Below are 13,988 nucleotides of genomic sequence, written 5' to 3'. Positions count from 1 at the left end.
GGACCGGGTCCGCACGCCGTCCCGCCCCTTCCGTACGAGCCCGAAAGGCCCGCCACCCCCCATGCCCGAGCTGGTGTTCTTCTCCAGAACGATGGACTGCGGAAAGTCGACCAACTTTCTTGGGTATTCGCCATCGGCTGGTCTTGGTGTGGGTGGTGTTGTGTCGGTTGATGGCGGGGTTGTTCGTGTCGATGGTGCTCCGTCTGTTGGTTTGGTTGGAAAGGTTCCTGTGGCCTGATGTCCGAATTGGTGTTCTTCTCTGGAACAATGGACTGCGGGAAGTCAACTTTGGCGCTACAAATCGAACATAATCGAACGTCGCGTGGTCTGCAGGGGTTGATCTTCACGCGTGATGACCGTGCGGGTGAGGGCAAGCTGTCGTCGCGTCTGGGGCTGGTGACCGATGCGGTGGAGGCCGGGCCGGGGTTGGATCTGTATGGATATGTGGTGGAGCAGTTGTCTCGGGGTGGGCGGGTCGACTACGTGATCGTGGACGAGGCCCAGTTCCTGCTGTCCGGGCAGATCGACCAACTGGCCCGGATCGTGGACGACTTGGAGCTGGACGTCTTCGCGTTCGGTATCACCACTGACTTCCGGACGAGGCTGTTTCCTGGCTCCCAGCGTCTGATCGAGCTTGCGGATCGCTTGGAGACTTTGCAGGTCGAGGCGATGTGCTGGTGTGGTGCTCGGGCTACGCACAATGCGCGCACCGTGGGTGGGGAGATGGTCGTCGAGGGGGAGCAGGTTGTCGTGGGCGATGTGGCTCAGTCGGCGGCGGAGGTTGGGTACGAGGTGCTGTGTCGACGTCATCACCGCAGGCGGATGACGAGCGCTGCGGCGCGGGGAGCGGCGCTGTCGTCGGACGTGCTGCCGGTCACCGCCACTTGACCTCTGGCCGGCGAGAAGTGCGTCGCGTTGTTTGTCGGCCGTGCTGGCCATGGGGGAGCGAGCGTTGGGGAGCGGAGGGTGGCCTTGGCCGCAGGTTCGAGTCCTCGGCCCGGCTGCGCTTCTCGGTGCAGCGCCGTAGCTTGCCGAAGCCGTTCATCCACGCGTGGCTCCGCTCCACCACCCACCTCTTGCCGGCCTCGACGGGGGCGGGGACGCCCTTGCGGGCGATCTCGCCGGTGAAGCCCAACTCCTCGAGCGAGCAACGGGTCTTGTCGCTGTCGTAGCCGCGGTCCAGGTTCACGTTGACTTGATCGGGAAGCCCGCCGACCTGCTCGTCGGCGGCCTTGAGGGTGGGCACGAGCAGCGGGGAGTCGTGGCGGTTGGCCCCAGCCGAGACGATGCCCAGCGGGACGCCGGTGCCCTCGGTGGCCACCGAGCGCTTCAGGCCCTGCTTGCCCCGGTCCACCGGCGAGCGCCCGGCGGCCTCGCCGCCGCAGGGGGCCTTGGTGATGCAGCCGTCAACGGACAGTTCGTCGAGCTCCAGGCCGATCATGCGGTCGTATGCCTGGCAGCCGAGCGGGTGCGAGTCGACGTGCTTGGGCAGCAGCGCCGCGAACTGGTCCCACAGCGGTTCGAGCACGCATGATGGCAGGACAGGCACGAGCCCTCCGGTGATCACTGAGCGTAGAGAACTCCATGATCGACTGGGCTCGTGCCTGCTCGGTCTCCGGCGCCCGATAGGCCACCCAGCGCGCCTGCTGCCGACGCCCCTATGGCAGCGTGGTGGTGTCGATCGCTTGGATCTGGTTTGAGTCGTGGTCCGAGACGAGCAGGGTCTTTGCGTCGGGGCTGAGAGCGAACTCCCGGGGGAAGGCGCCGGTTTGGATGCGTCCGAGGTTGGCTGGTTTGCCGGTGAGGGCGGCCCGGGTGTCGACCACGGTCAGTCCGGTGGTGGCGCCTGGGGTGTGGAATCGGTTGGTGTCGGCGGTGATGATGCGGCTGCCGCCTCGTACGAAGGTCAGGCCGACGGGGGCGGTGCCGACCTGGACGGAGGTCAGCAGGGCGTGCTGGGGGTCGGTGGTGAGTTTTGCGGCGTCGAAGGCGAGCAGGGCGTTGCTCTTGCGGGCTGTGACCCATACCGTCTTCCCGTCCGGTGAGGGGGCTACCCGTACGGGGTTGCATCCGGCCAGGACGCTGCCACGCAGGGCCTTTTGCGGAGTCGCTTCCAAGGTGGCGAGGTCGATGACGCTGAGCTCGCCGTGCTTGCCGCCTGCTGTCGGTTTCTGGCTTGGGGCGACCTCACTGGTCGCGTACAGCCAGCGTCCGTTGGGGGAGATGGCGGTGCCGACCACGGCTTGGCCCAGGGTCAGGCTGCCGATGAGGGAGCTTTGGCCGAATCCACCGCGAAGTGCCTTGCGCAGGTCGAAGACCTCGATGTCGCCGCGGTGGCCGGTGCTGGCGTCTCCGTATTCCTGGCTGACGAAGGCGTAGTGGTCATCGGGTGAGACGGTCACCTCGATCGCGCTGGTCCCGGCCGTGCCGGTGAGCGTTCCCAGCACGGCTCCCGGTGTTCCTGCCGCAGCCTTGGCCGCGTCCACCACGATCGCTCCGCTGCCCGCGGCGATGAGCAGTTCGCGTCCGTCATGGGTGAGGGCGACGCCGGTGGCGCCTTCCTTCCCCACGCTGGCGGCCGGAAGCGGAATCTTGCGTAGGAGCCGGGGCTGGGTGCTGTCTGTGGACAGCACCCCGAGTTCCGTCTTCAACGCGGCGAAGGCGATGTGGCCCGTCCGGGCGTAGACCAGTCCGAAGGGCCGGGGCGGGACGGTCAGACTCGCGGTGTGGACACCGCCCAGCTGCGACTGCGCAGGTGCGGCCGAGGACTGACACGAGGGCTCGGATGCGGACGCGGCCGGCGGGAGGGCTGCTGCGGAGAGCGCCGACGAGCTGGTACGGCTACTAGGGGCACTGCCCTTCCCCGCGCATGCCGACGCGGACAGTCCCACGGTCAGCGCCAGTGCCAGCGACCACAGCCGTTTTCCTGAGAAGTCCATCACGCTTCCCCTTTCTCACCTTGGAAACTATGGCGATGATGGCGGAAAATCTTGTGGATTCTCTGTGGAAAGCAGAGGCCGCCACCCGTTGCGAAGGCCCTGCGCCCCGCGACAAGCTACGCGCTGCGCCGAGAAGCGCAGCCGGGCCGTGGGCTTCTACCTCTACCTGTCCGCTGCGATCGTCACACTGCGTATGCTCATCCGCCGTGCGACCCCGCGCTACCGCTGGGACGGCCGCCCAACCACCAAGCGCCTGAAATGACGCCTACTGCCGGGCGCTCTTAGAGCTCGTAACACGAGCTTGTTGAGCTGTCCTGGTCGGGTGTGACTGGTAGGTCGATTCGGTCCGTCAACGACGTCACCCAGACCCTCGCCCTCGTCGACGGCATCCCGCCCGTGGCCGGACGGCCCGGCCGCCCGCGCCGCCGCCCCGACTCACTTCTCGGCGACAAGTGTTACGACTCCAACCCCAACCGGCGAGAGCTGTGTAAGCGTCGGATCCTGCCGGTCATCTCCCGCAAGGGCGCCCTGAACATCAAGGGCCTGGGCAAACTCCGCTACGTCGTGGAGCAGACCTTCGCCCTCCTCCACCAGTTCAAACGTCTCGCCGTCCGCTGGGAACGCCGCACCGAACTCCACGATGCCTTTGCCTCATTGGCCTGCGACCTCATCTGCTGGAGGCGATTGAAGAAGCATCGATCGTGATCGTTACGAGCTCAAACGGAGGATCCGTCCGGCATCGGCGGCCGAAGGAGTCAGTCCGGGGGCGTGTCGATGAGCAGGCGAATGCCGTCGATCAGTGCCTGCGCCTGCCCATCGGGCCAGTCCGCGATCAGGCCCGCAAGGTGCCGGGTCAGCGCGTTGCGGAGCTTAGTGACCGTGGCGCGACCCTTGGGCGTCAATGTGAGCAAGGTGGCCCGGCCGTCGCAGGGGTCGGGGCTGCGCTCGAGCAGGCCCGCGCTTTCGAGCCGGTCGGCATAGCGACTTGCGCCGGATCGGTCGATGCCGACCTCGTCGGCAAGCCGCGCCGCCGATTGCGGTCCGAGTCGAGCCAGCCCACTGAGTACCGGGTAGGTCTGACGATCGACATCCGTCGGTGCCGAGTCGAGGACCGCGTCGTAGAGCGTGTTGCGGTTGCGCCGCAGCAGCAGCTGTCCCAGTGCCCGCTCCAGGTCACGTGCCAATCCCCTATTCGCCATCCAACAATAATACGTGCGAAACGCACGGAATGGGCGTACGTTGTTGCGTGCAAGTCGCACGCACTTTTCCTGGGAGGTCTCATGGTCATAGGTCACGTGCTGACCCGGCGGATCATCGGTCAGCCGGACGATGCTGCGGTCGGCATCGCGCGCTCCTTCCAGCCGTCCTGCGTTCAGGTCACCGATGGCGTCGTCGGCGACTCCTCGGAGTTCGTCGCGCACATCACGCAGGTTCTCCACGGTGCGTTGCTCGGCCTTGGAGACACGGAGCTTGCGGCACTGATCGGCGCGGGCGAGGTTGTTGAGCAACTGATCGGCACGCGGCAGACCGAGGGGGCATGGTGATGACCGAGAGGCCTCGCAGCGCGCTGATCGGGCCGGTGCTGGTGCTGGCCACGCTGGTCTCCAGCATCATCAGTTCGTTCGGTGCTCCGCTCATCCCCACCGTTGCTCGCGATTTTCATGAGTCGCTGAGTACGGCGCAGCGGTCGCTGACGGTGGCGCTGCTGGTCGGCGCGGCGAGTTCCCCGGTCCTGGGCCGGCTCGGCGACGGCCCGCGACGGCGAGTGACGTTGCTCGGCGGCTTGGCCGTGGTCACGGCGGGCGGTGTCGTGGCTGCGCTGGCCGGCGGCTTGGGGATGCTGCTCGTCGGCCGCGGACTGCAGGGCGTCGGGCTCGGGCTGGCGCCGCTGGCGATGGCCACCGCTCGGGAAGAACTGCCGCAGGCCAAGGTCGCGCCGATGATTGCGCTGTTGTCGGTATCGGCGGGGGCCGGCCTCGGCGCCGGTTACCCGATCAGCGGGGTGATCGCCGAGGCGTGGGGATTGGCGGGTGCGTACTGGTTCGGCGCGATCGTGTCCGGCCTCGCGTTGATCTGTGTCGCTGCAGTCATACCGTCGAGCGCGGGGCGTAGCGCCCCCAACCGGTTCGACTGGGCCGGTGCCGTGCTGCTCGCGCTGGCGATGGTCGCCGCACTGGTGTCAGTGGCAGAGGGGACACAGTGGGGTTGGGGTTCGCCGGCGATCATCGGCCTGTTGGCCGTCGGCGTAGTGCTCTTCGCGGCGTGGGTCGTGCAGCAGCTGCGCGCCGGGAACCCGCTGGTTCAGCTGCGTCTGCTGCGCCATCCATCCGTGTTTTCCGCCGATGCCTGCGCCATGGTGCTCGGCGTCGCGATGTACATGGTGCTTTCGGGGGTGACGGAGTTTGTGCAATCCCCACGCTCGGGCGGATTCGGGTTCTCCGCATCGGCCGTCATGGCCGGCCTCGTCCTCATCCCCCTGTCCTTCTTCATGCTGATCAGCTCCCGCACCCTGCCGGCCTTGGTGACACGCATAGGGATCCGGGCGGTGCTGACGATGGGCTGCCTCGTAGCCGCGCTGGGCTGCGGATTCTTCGCGGTCTTCCATGGCGCCCTGTGGCAAGCCTTCGTGATGACGGGCGTCCTGGGAGTGGGACTGGGCACCACCTTCGCCGCGATTCCCGGTTTGATCGTGCAGTCGATCCCCGCCCGGGAGACAGGTAGCGCCATGGGCTGCTACCAAGTGGTCCGCTTCACCGGCTTTTCCCTGGGCAGCGCGCTCACCGCCACCATCCTGGCCGCTCATGTCAGCGGCAACGGTCAGCCAACGGTGGGTGGTTACACCATGGTGCTGTGGTTCTCCGCCGGCTTCTGTGTCCTCGCCGCCGCCCTTGCCTGGTTCCTGCCCGCCCGATCCACCCGGCTCACGCCCGCGGAGCGCCTGCCCGCCGACGAGGTCCGGCTAGTGGAACAGACCGACGGCGACGACCTCTCGTCGTAGGCAACCTCCAGGCATGACGACCCGCGCCAGGTCGTCGTCCACGATCCACGGCCGGGTACTCACACTCCACGAACGGCCGAATCGACCTACCATTCACGCCCGACCAGGACAACTCGACAAGATCGTGTTACGAGCTCTTAGAGGTCCTAACGCAACGTATTTTGCAGGCGTCGCCAGCAGATCAGCGAGCAGGCGAGTTTGAGGAACGCCTCGTGGATGTCGTCTCGGGTTTCCCAGCGGATGCGCAGGCGGCCGAACCAGTGCAGGAGCGCGATGGTCTGTTCCACGACCCATCGCTTGGTGCCCAGTCCGGAGCCGTGGTCAGTGCCGCGCCGGGCGATGACCGGCTTGATGCCCTTCGCCCAGACCTGGCGGCGGTAGCAGTCGTGGTCGTAGCCGCGGTCGGCGTAGACCTCCTTCGGTCGCTTGCGGGGCCGGCCGCGTTTCCCGCGGATGGAGGGGATCGCTTCCAGCAGGGGCATCAGCTGGGTGACGTCGCTGCGGTTCCCGCCGGTCAGGGTGACAGCCAGCGGGATGCCGGCGGCGTCGCAGATCACGTGGTGTTTGGAGCCCGGCCGGCCCCGGTCGACCGGGCTCCGCCCGGTTTTGGGCCGCCCTTGAGCGCCCGGACGTGGGAGCTGTCGATCACCGCCCGCGACATGTCCAGACGGTCGGTGGCTCGCAGCTCGTCCAGCAGCATCTCGTGCAGCCGCTGCCACACCCCTGCGTTGTTCCAGTCCCGCAGCCGCCGCCGGCAGGTCATCCCCGAGCCGAACCCGAGCTCACCGGGAAGCCATTCCCACTGGATGCCGGTGTAGAGGACGAACAGGATGCCGCACAGCACCTTGCGGTCCTCCAGAGCCTTCTTCCGCCCCGGCCGCCGCTGACCATCGGGTGACGATGGCAGCAACGGCTCGATTCTCGACGACAACTCATCGTCAACCAGCCAGGGTTGAGGGTTCCGCTTGCCCATACCCCAGCAACCGACACACCCGTCCGGAGGACACGGCTACCAGCGTTGCGTTAGGAGCTCTTAGCCCTGCCCGATGATGCCGACCGAATTCGGCCCACTGCGCCAGTGCACCCTGGCTTTGGCAGAGCACCCCGCGGTTGGCCTCCCGGCCACACCCAGAGAACTCACACTCCCTGCGCTTGCTCATGGCAGCGCATGCTAGGGGGCGGCACTGACAATGCACCGACTCGATTTAGAAGATCAACACCGTATGTCTGGACGAGCTGCCGCAGTCCCGGCGACCGGCGAGACGAAGGCCGTGTGCTGGGTCTCTGTCTGCATCGTGCCCAAGGCCCTCGCCCACGGAGAGCAAGGCTGGCAGATCGCTAGCCCCGCTGAGAGTGACGCCGTCAGCTCGCCCGATAGCGGGCGAACACTGCATCGCGCTCCCGCTCCCAGGTCCAGTCCGGATCCCTACGCTGAAACTCGGTAACGGCCAGCTCGAAGAACTGGTCGGACGGCTTCTGGCTCGCCCCATTGACCACCAGCGCCGAGAGTAACGGCTCGGACCCGGTGCTGTCCTGGCGGCAGACGTCCGCCAGCAGGAGCGACATCATCCGGCCGTGGTAGTGCACCCGGTGCTCCGGTGCCACGGCCTCGCTCAGTGCCTTGTAGGAGTCGGTCCGGCCCTCTCGGGCCCACTCCCTCAGAACCCCCACCATGGCTTCTAACGCGGCGATGTAGTCCTCATCCCTGTGCTTCATGCCAGCCCCCTGCACGTCAACTGGCCACTACGGTACGCGCGCGGGTGAGCATTGGAGAGCGCGTTGGTGAATCACACCGAACCGACTTAACCTTGATCCACCGACTGGCGCCTTGTGGATAGCGTTTCGGGGAAACGAGGAAGTGCCTTGTTACCTGTGATGGTGGGAGTTCTTGAGGCTTTCACCAGGCGCGATCAGCAAGGCACTTCCGAGATGCAAGTTCCCCATACGCCAGCGGCGGTCTCCGCTGCGTTCGATGATCCGAATCTGATCGCCCATGCCGGGCTGGTCCCGGTGATGCGGCTGGCCGAGCAGTGTGGTCTGGCCCGGCTGGTCACGCAGAAGGTCAAGCTGACCGCTACGAAGAACGACGCGGGTGCGGCGGCGGACGCCAAGGTCACCAGCATCGTGCATGGCCGCAGGCGCGGACAGCATCGACGACCTCGACGTCCTGCGACACGGAGCCATGCCGGCCGTGTTCGGAGGCATCCGTGCTACCTCCACACTGGGCACGTTCCTGCGCGAGTTCACCCACGGCCATGCCCTTCAACTCCATGCCGTGCACCGCAGGTTCCTCGGCGAACTGGCCGCTCGCGCCCCGCTGCAGCCCGGCTCCGATCCGCACCCTGCACCCCCTGCTCGCCACCATCTGCACTCCCGCCTCCCTGCTGGTAAGCGCCACCGTGCGGATGCGCCGCGGCAAGGCAGCCGACTCCCGCGGCGCCCCGAAACTCGTCAGCGAGACCCTGGCCACCGCCGTCGAGGCCGGCTGCACCGGCATACGCATCCTGCGAGCGGACTCGCAGTTCTACAACGCCGGTGTCATCGCCGCCTGCCGCCGGGGGAAGTGAGGCGATCCCCGCCACCCCGCCGTGCTCGCCGCCCAACGTCGCGAGCGCGCCCGCATCCGCAGTGAGAAGGGCATCCGCTTGGGCGGACGCCCCCAAGGCCGCGGTCTGACGCCACGCCCTCTATCTCAGCTGAGGATCTCGGCCGCCTTGGTCATCGGCCCCCCTGTGTCGCCGGTGTTGAGCGTTCCCGTCGGTTCGAAGAGCAGGATCGCGGTCTCTTCGACAGCCACGGTGCGGTGTTCGACGCCGCGGGGAACCACGAACAACTCGCCAGGTTCCAATACAACATCGGCGTCCCTGAGCTGGATGGTGAGCCGTCCGCTGATGACCAGGATCAGTTCATCGGTGTCCTCGTGGGTGTGCCAGACGAATTCCCCCTTCAATTTGGCCAGCTTGACCTCGTAGTCGTTGAGCACAGCCACTTTCTTCTGCGACCACAGCTCGCTGAACTGCGACAACTTGTCAGCGAGGTTGACGGGAACAGCAGACTTGGACATCCAGCATCCTTCCTCAAGGCCGGTCAACCGTGAGCGACTCCTCAGCCCCTCCAGCCGGCGTCACGAGCCTGGCGCACTCGGTCTCGCCGGTCTTGTACGTTCCTGGCATGACCGGAGACCGACCCCACACGACCATCAGCGCCTGGAAACCGTCAGTACCGGGGATCGCCGAGGTCTTCCATGCACATTTCACCGACCACGCCTACCCGACCCACACCCACGACACGTGGGACCTGATGATCCTCGACGACGGCTCGGTCGACTTCGCACTCGATCGCCGCCGCCACGGGGTGACGGGCACCACCGGCGTCCTCCTGCTGCCTCCCGGTGTCCCTCACGACGGTCGGACCGTCACGGCGTCAGGCTTCCGCAAACGCGTCCTCTACCTCGACGACTCCGTACTCCCACAGCGTTTGGCCGGCCGTGCCGTGGACGCTCCGGTCGTCAACGACGGGCTGCTGCGCCACCGGATCCACCAACTGCACGCTGCACTCGCCCAAGCCGGGGACGGGTTCGAAGCCGAGTCCCGCCTCTCGTTCATCCGCGAACGGCTCCGCTTCCACCTCGACGCGCTCCAGCCCCGCACACCGGGGCGTGAGGCAAGCCGGCTCGCCGCCGCGCTGCGGGAACTGCTGGACGAGCGGATACACTCCGGCATATCCCTGCGTGAAGCCGCCGCCACTCTGCATGCCCACCCCACCCACCTGATCCGCTGCTTCAAGCAGACATACGGCCTGCCGCCACACACCTACCTCACCGGCAAGCGCATCGACCAGGCACGTCGACTGCTGCTCGGCGGCCACCGGCCTGCCGAGGTTGCCGCAACCGTGGGGTTCCACGACCAGGCCCACCTGAACCGACACTTCACACGCCACGTGGGCACGACACCCGCGCGTTACAAGCGCACTCGCACCGGTTCAGCCGCACTTCTTCCTGACACTGCGGCGGATGCGCACATCCCGTAGCCTCTGTCGCCCCCGCCGCGACCATCAAACGGCAACCTGGCGATCACGAGCGGAGCGAGATGATGGTCGACAGCACAAAGGACAGGAGCTCCGTCCATGGACAACATCGAGATCGATGCGACCTTGGTCCGATCCCTCCTGCATGAACAGCATCCAGACCTTGCTGGACTGGCCCTCCGCCCCGTAGCTGGCGGCTGGGACAACCAACTGTGGCGACTTGGTGACGAGTTGGCCGTGCGCATACCGCGCACGCCACGCGCGCCGGTGTCAGCTTCCGGAGTCGGCTGCGCGGATGGCCGGAGTCTGCTGCACTCACTCGCGAAGCTGACACAAGTCCCTCATCGTTGGCCGCCGTACCGGGCGAGGGCTTCGGTGAGTGCTGTGCGCTGCTGTTCGGTCATGGGCCCGAGGACGCAGATGGGGAGCAGCCCGTCCTCACGGTTCGCGAGTGAGCCGAGCCACGGGTAGGGCCATCCCGCCGGGCGCAAAGCGGTCGCTCCGTCGTCGTACCGGGTCCAGATGTGGACACCGCTGTACACATACTCGGCCGAGCACGTGAGCTCCTCAAAGCTGCCGTACGTGGGTTGGATCTCCTCGATGGTGACGCGCTGGATCCGGTCCCAGGTGAACTCGCGCCGTCCCGTGGCGCTAGTGGTCTGTATGTACTGCGGTCCTACGTGCAGCGCCCAGCCAGCTGGGTTTTCGCGCAGACGCTCACCGTGCAGACGGCCGATCGCCGGAGCCGCCAAGCCAGCGGCCAGGATCGCGGCCAACATCCCTACCAGGAGAAGGACAGCCCCTGGGGTCATCCCCTCCTCACCGGGCAAGTTCTCCAACCGGCGCCCCGCTGCCAGGGAGAGAGTTACGACTGCCACCAGCGCCGAGACTGCTGCCAGGATCGCCATCGCCTTCCAGCTATCGGATCTCGCTGACGACGTGGGGGGTGGATGCTCGCCGGGCAGTCATCCCCGCTGGTCAGCGAGCTCTAGCGGGTCCTGGGAGCTGTCGCGTGTGGCGGCTTTCATCACTCCGCGCGGACAGCGCGGGCCGACATGCCGCGCATGGCGTAATGAGCGCTCCGGTGGCCTTCCCAGGTCACGTTGTGCGGATGCGGTGACCAGCATGGGTGGTGGCAAGGAAGTGGCGAGGCGGGGCATGGGCGAGGAAAGCGTGGACCGGTCGGAGGGTTTCGGCGAGCGGCTGCTCGGCCTGCTGCTGGATCGGGCGCGGCTGATGCCGCCGCAGCTGATCGCCCCGCTGGTCGCGGAGGAGGTGGCCAGGATCGGCGGCCGTGACGTCTCCATCCTGCTCCAGGACTACGCGCAGGAATTGCTGGTGCCGCTTTCGGGCAGGAAGCTGCACGTCGGCCAGCCCGAGCCGATGGTCGGCTCCCCCGCCGGCCGGGCCTTCCTGAGAGCGGATGCCGTCGAGGTGCCGCAGGCCCACGGCGGCGTGCGGATGTACCTGCCGCTGCTGGACGGCAGTGACCAGGTGGGGGTGATGGCCCTGACCCTGGACGCCGTCGGCGACGACGACCGGCGCCTGCTGCGCAGGCTCGCCGGCCTGGTCGCCGACATGCTGGTAACCAAGAACGCCTACACCGACCTGTTCTTCCTGGCCCGGCGCCGGGAGCCGATGAGCGTGTCGGCGGAGATCCAGTGGAGCCTGCTGCCGCCGTTGACGATGACAGTGCCGCAGGTCTCGGTGGCCGGCATCCTGGAGCCCGCCTACCGCGTCGCCGGTGACAGCTTCGACTACGCCCTCAACGACAACATCCTGCACATGGCCGTGATCGACGCGATGGGCCACGGCCTGGACGCCGCCGTGATGGCGACCGTGGCCATCGGCGCCTACCGACATGCCCGGCGCGTGTTCGTCAGCCTGGCCGAGAAGTACGCGTTCATGGACGACGCCATCTCCCGGCAGTTCGGTCCCGACCACTTCGTCACCGCCCAGCTGATGCACGTCAACATCGCCACCGGTGAGCTGGAGCTGGTCAACGCGGGCCACCCCGCGCCGCTGCTGATCCGCGACGGCCGGGTCGTGCAGCAACTGGAGAGCGCAACAACGCTGCCCGTCGGCTTCGGCGGCGAGGAGCCCCGGATCCGAGAGCACCTGCTCCAGCCGGGCGACCGGGTGCTGTGCTACACCGACGGCATCATCGAGGAACACGTCACCGGCGGCGAGCCGTTCGGTGAGGAACGCCTCACCCGCTGCGTCAACCACCTGGGAGAAGAGCCGTCACAGGGGGTGCGGGCGGATCTGCGCCGGCTCTCCCACACGCTGAAGACGGAACGGGGCGGGCACACCAGCGACGACGCCACTCTCTTCATGATCGAGTGGCACGGCGGCGCCGCCGACCACCTCGTGGTTCTCGACTGAGAACCACGACGTCAACCGAATCCGCACCGGCCAGCGCCACCCACGCGCACGACGGCCAGTCCCTCCAGCGACATTTCCACGCCGTCTGATTGCTATGTACTGCCCAAGACCGTCGACAAACGTTGCTCGCTCTCGCCTACGAAACCAAACCGGTTCGTGGGTTAGTTCACGTCCGCGGTAACAAGCCTCAACGCAGCCCGACATCAAGCCCTTGACCCGGCATCCCCGGGGCCGCTGTCTCGTAAGACTCGGGGGAGGGCCGGGGGCCGGGGACGGTAGCCGCGGGGCCCAGCTCCAGGCGGGTGTTCCTGTCCAGCTAGAACCGGCCGTAGGGGTTCACGTGCGACCAGAACAGCGAGGACAGGGCCCGCCGGTCGGCGTCGGTGAGCTGCTCGGACCACTTCTCAGAGGACGTCCCGTTCAGGTGCGCGTTAGTTCATGGGTTGTGCCAGGTTGTCGTCGTTTCGCCGGTTGCTCGTTTGGCGAGTTTGGAGAGCATGGCGAGGCGGATCATGCTCTCGGAGTGTTGGGGTTTGGTTTCGTAGTCTCGGGCCAGGCGGCGGTGCATCATGAGCCAGCCGAAGCTTCGCTCCACCACCCAGCGCCGCGGTAGCACTGAGAAGCCTTTGACCTGTGTGTTTCGCGGCACGACCTCGACGTCGATGCCGAGGGCGGCGCCGTGTTCGATGGCCTGGGTCTTGTATCCGGTGTCGGCCCACGCCTTGGTGATGGTGGGGTGGTTGGCGGCGACTTGGGTGAGGAGTTGATTGCCTGCCTGGTTGTCGGAGACACTGGCCGCGGTGACCATGACCAGCAGTAACAGGCCAAGGGTGTCTGTGACGATGCTGCGTTTGCGGCCCACGATTTTCTTGCCGGCGTCGGTGCCTTGGGTGCTGGTGGGCACGCTGGGAGCGGTTTTCACGCTCTGGGCATCGATGAGGCAGGCAGTTGGCTCGGCAGTGCGTCCTTCCCGCTCTCGGGCGATCCGATGCAGGCGGACGCCGAGCTTCTCGATAGTCCCGTCGGCGGTCCAGGCACTGAAGTAGGAGAAGACCGTGGTGTGCGGCGGAAGGTCATGCGGTAGGTAACGCCAGGGAATCCCGGTCCGGTTGACGTAGAGGATCGCATTGAGGACTTCCCGCAGGTCAGTGACCTTGCCGCCGAGGTTGAGCGAGGTCTTCTGCCGCTCCGTGCGCCAGGCGGTCAGCGTCGACTCCATCAGGGCCCAGCGGGCGTCGGACAGGTCGCTCGGATAGGACTTGCGGGGTGGCTTTGTCGTCATAACATCACTGATACGGCAGGGAGTTGCGGTGAGGTATCACTCGTCGGAGTGACCTGAGGCGGGCATTCTTCGTGAGTTCGAACCGGACAGGATCTGCCGGGCGAATCATGATGAAAAGCGAGCCTGACGGCGACATCGTCCCGACGCATTCGGCATGAGCAGCCTCAATCGGACGATTTCAGGCGGGCGATAAAACGGTCAAACCTGCACGTCAACAGCATGAACGTCCTCTTAGAGGTCGTTTTCATCCGTGATGCGCTGGTATGTTCTGGGTTTGCGCGTGCGGGATTGCCGTGCCGGCGAGACTGTCGGTGCGGTTGAGTTCTGAGGGGCAGGTGGGGTGACGGCTGGGGTGGAA

Annotated in this window: 14 protein-coding genes and 2 pseudogenes; 8 read left to right on the top strand and 8 right to left on the bottom strand. The window is 66.7% G+C overall.

Features of this window, described 5'->3' with window-relative positions; all coding sequences use genetic code 11:
* Nucleotides 1-237: 237 nt before the first annotated feature.
* Complete coding sequence (locus tag GR130_RS30515) at nt 238-888, top strand: thymidine kinase (protein WP_159507682.1); 651 nt, start codon at nt 238-240, stop codon at nt 886-888.
* Here GR130_RS30515 and GR130_RS30510 read toward each other — a convergent pair.
* A complete protein-coding gene (locus GR130_RS30510; RefSeq protein WP_159507681.1) occupies nt 875-1,549 on the bottom strand; it encodes a transposase in 675 nt (224 codons plus the stop codon). The two genes, GR130_RS30515 and GR130_RS30510, sit on opposite strands and share 14 nt — an antisense overlap.
* 109 nt (nt 1,550-1,658) lie before the next feature.
* Nucleotides 1,659-2,939, bottom strand: coding sequence for a YncE family protein (locus GR130_RS30505; RefSeq protein WP_159507680.1), 1,281 nt, complete (start codon nt 2,937-2,939; stop codon nt 1,659-1,661).
* A 121-nt stretch (nt 2,940-3,060) separates the two neighbouring features.
* Here GR130_RS30505 and GR130_RS30500 point away from each other — a divergent pair.
* Both GR130_RS30500 and GR130_RS30495 read left to right on the top strand, forming a co-directional pair.
* Nucleotides 3,061-3,201, top strand: a pseudogene (locus tag GR130_RS30500) (IS5/IS1182 family transposase); the annotation flags it as partial.
* 62 nt (nt 3,202-3,263) lie between these two features.
* Entirely contained in the window at nt 3,264-3,644 is a 381-nt protein-coding gene (locus GR130_RS30495) for a transposase (RefSeq protein ID WP_159507679.1), read from the top strand.
* 50 nt (nt 3,645-3,694) lie between these two features.
* On the opposite strand, the gene GR130_RS41685 is transcribed toward GR130_RS30495, so the two are convergent.
* On the bottom strand, nt 3,695-4,447 hold the full coding sequence (locus GR130_RS41685; RefSeq protein ID WP_328707573.1) for a MarR family winged helix-turn-helix transcriptional regulator: 753 nt from the start codon (nt 4,445-4,447) through the stop codon (nt 3,695-3,697).
* Nucleotides 4,448-4,476: 29 nt separating this feature from the next.
* Between GR130_RS41685 and GR130_RS30485 the strand changes: the two genes are divergently transcribed.
* Nucleotides 4,477-5,937: an MFS transporter gene (locus GR130_RS30485; RefSeq protein WP_236573682.1), complete on the top strand. Its 1,461-nt coding sequence runs from the start codon at nt 4,477-4,479 to the stop codon at nt 5,935-5,937.
* Between the two features lie 146 nt (nt 5,938-6,083).
* On the opposite strand, the gene GR130_RS30480 is transcribed toward GR130_RS30485, so the two are convergent.
* Both GR130_RS30480 and GR130_RS30475 read right to left on the bottom strand, forming a co-directional pair.
* A protein-coding gene (locus GR130_RS30480; protein ID WP_443043697.1) for an IS5 family transposase occupies nt 6,084-6,910 on the bottom strand; the annotation gives its coding sequence in 2 pieces (ribosomal slippage) (nt 6,084-6,572 and nt 6,575-6,910; 825 coding nt in all).
* A gap of 389 nt (nt 6,911-7,299) precedes the next feature.
* The gene (locus GR130_RS30475; RefSeq protein ID WP_159507678.1) at nt 7,300-7,653 is read right to left on the bottom strand and encodes a hypothetical protein; all 354 of its coding nucleotides are present in this window, start codon (nt 7,651-7,653) and stop codon (nt 7,300-7,302) included.
* Nucleotides 7,654-8,192: 539 nt separating this feature from the next.
* Here GR130_RS30475 and GR130_RS30470 point away from each other — a divergent pair.
* A complete protein-coding gene (locus GR130_RS30470) occupies nt 8,193-8,504 on the top strand; it encodes a hypothetical protein (RefSeq protein WP_159507677.1) in 312 nt (103 codons plus the stop codon).
* A gap of 125 nt (nt 8,505-8,629) precedes the next feature.
* On the opposite strand, the gene GR130_RS30465 is transcribed toward GR130_RS30470, so the two are convergent.
* Nucleotides 8,630-9,001: a cupin domain-containing protein gene (locus tag GR130_RS30465; protein ID WP_159507676.1), complete on the bottom strand. Its 372-nt coding sequence runs from the start codon at nt 8,999-9,001 to the stop codon at nt 8,630-8,632.
* Nucleotides 9,002-9,108: 107 nt separating this feature from the next.
* Here GR130_RS30465 and GR130_RS30460 point away from each other — a divergent pair, with 107 nt between their 5' ends.
* Together GR130_RS30460 and GR130_RS41070 are read left to right on the top strand one after the other, a co-directional pair.
* A complete protein-coding gene (locus tag GR130_RS30460) occupies nt 9,109-9,966 on the top strand; it encodes a helix-turn-helix domain-containing protein (RefSeq protein WP_159507675.1) in 858 nt (285 codons plus the stop codon).
* A 96-nt stretch (nt 9,967-10,062) separates the two neighbouring features.
* Nucleotides 10,063-10,230 (top strand): annotated as a pseudogene (locus tag GR130_RS41070) (aminoglycoside phosphotransferase); the annotation flags it as partial.
* A gap of 74 nt (nt 10,231-10,304) precedes the next feature.
* Here GR130_RS41070 and GR130_RS30455 read toward each other — a convergent pair.
* A complete protein-coding gene (locus GR130_RS30455; RefSeq protein WP_159507674.1) occupies nt 10,305-10,871 on the bottom strand; it encodes a hypothetical protein in 567 nt (188 codons plus the stop codon).
* Nucleotides 10,872-11,121: 250 nt separating this feature from the next.
* Between GR130_RS30455 and GR130_RS30450 the strand changes: the two genes are divergently transcribed.
* The gene (locus tag GR130_RS30450) at nt 11,122-12,348 is read left to right on the top strand and encodes a PP2C family protein-serine/threonine phosphatase (RefSeq protein ID WP_159507673.1); all 1,227 of its coding nucleotides are present in this window, start codon (nt 11,122-11,124) and stop codon (nt 12,346-12,348) included.
* Between the two features lie 436 nt (nt 12,349-12,784).
* On the opposite strand, the gene GR130_RS30445 is transcribed toward GR130_RS30450, so the two are convergent.
* The gene (locus GR130_RS30445) at nt 12,785-13,630 is read right to left on the bottom strand and encodes an IS5 family transposase (protein WP_159507672.1); all 846 of its coding nucleotides are present in this window, start codon (nt 13,628-13,630) and stop codon (nt 12,785-12,787) included.
* Nucleotides 13,631-13,988: the final 358 nt, after the last annotated feature.

The sequence above is a fragment of the Streptomyces sp. GS7 genome, assembly GCF_009834125.1.
In the GTDB taxonomy this organism is placed as follows: domain Bacteria; phylum Actinomycetota; class Actinomycetes; order Streptomycetales; family Streptomycetaceae; genus Streptomyces.
Note: the sequence above shows the minus strand (reverse complement) of the source record. Positions and strands in the feature narration are given on the sequence as shown.

Excerpts from the sequence above, each read along its gene's own strand:
- GR130_RS30475 (WP_159507678.1), bottom strand. The coding sequence starts at position 7,653 with ATGAAGCACAGGGATGAGGACTACATCGCCGCGTTAGAAGCCATGGTG.
- GR130_RS30515 (WP_159507682.1), top strand. The coding sequence starts at position 238 with ATGTCCGAATTGGTGTTCTTCTCTGGAACAATGGACTGCGGGAAGTCA.
- GR130_RS30460 (WP_159507675.1), top strand. The coding sequence starts at position 9,109 with ATGACCGGAGACCGACCCCACACGACCATCAGCGCCTGGAAACCGTCA.
- GR130_RS30470 (WP_159507677.1), top strand. The coding sequence starts at position 8,193 with ATGCCCTTCAACTCCATGCCGTGCACCGCAGGTTCCTCGGCGAACTGG.
- GR130_RS30445 (WP_159507672.1), bottom strand. The coding sequence starts at position 13,630 with ATGACGACAAAGCCACCCCGCAAGTCCTATCCGAGCGACCTGTCCGAC.
- GR130_RS30505 (WP_159507680.1), bottom strand. The coding sequence starts at position 2,939 with ATGGACTTCTCAGGAAAACGGCTGTGGTCGCTGGCACTGGCGCTGACC.
- GR130_RS30485 (WP_236573682.1), top strand. The coding sequence starts at position 4,477 with ATGGTGATGACCGAGAGGCCTCGCAGCGCGCTGATCGGGCCGGTGCTG.
- GR130_RS30455 (WP_159507674.1), bottom strand. The coding sequence starts at position 10,871 with ATGGCGATCCTGGCAGCAGTCTCGGCGCTGGTGGCAGTCGTAACTCTC.
- GR130_RS30450 (WP_159507673.1), top strand. The coding sequence starts at position 11,122 with ATGGGCGAGGAAAGCGTGGACCGGTCGGAGGGTTTCGGCGAGCGGCTG.
- GR130_RS30465 (WP_159507676.1), bottom strand. The coding sequence starts at position 9,001 with ATGTCCAAGTCTGCTGTTCCCGTCAACCTCGCTGACAAGTTGTCGCAG.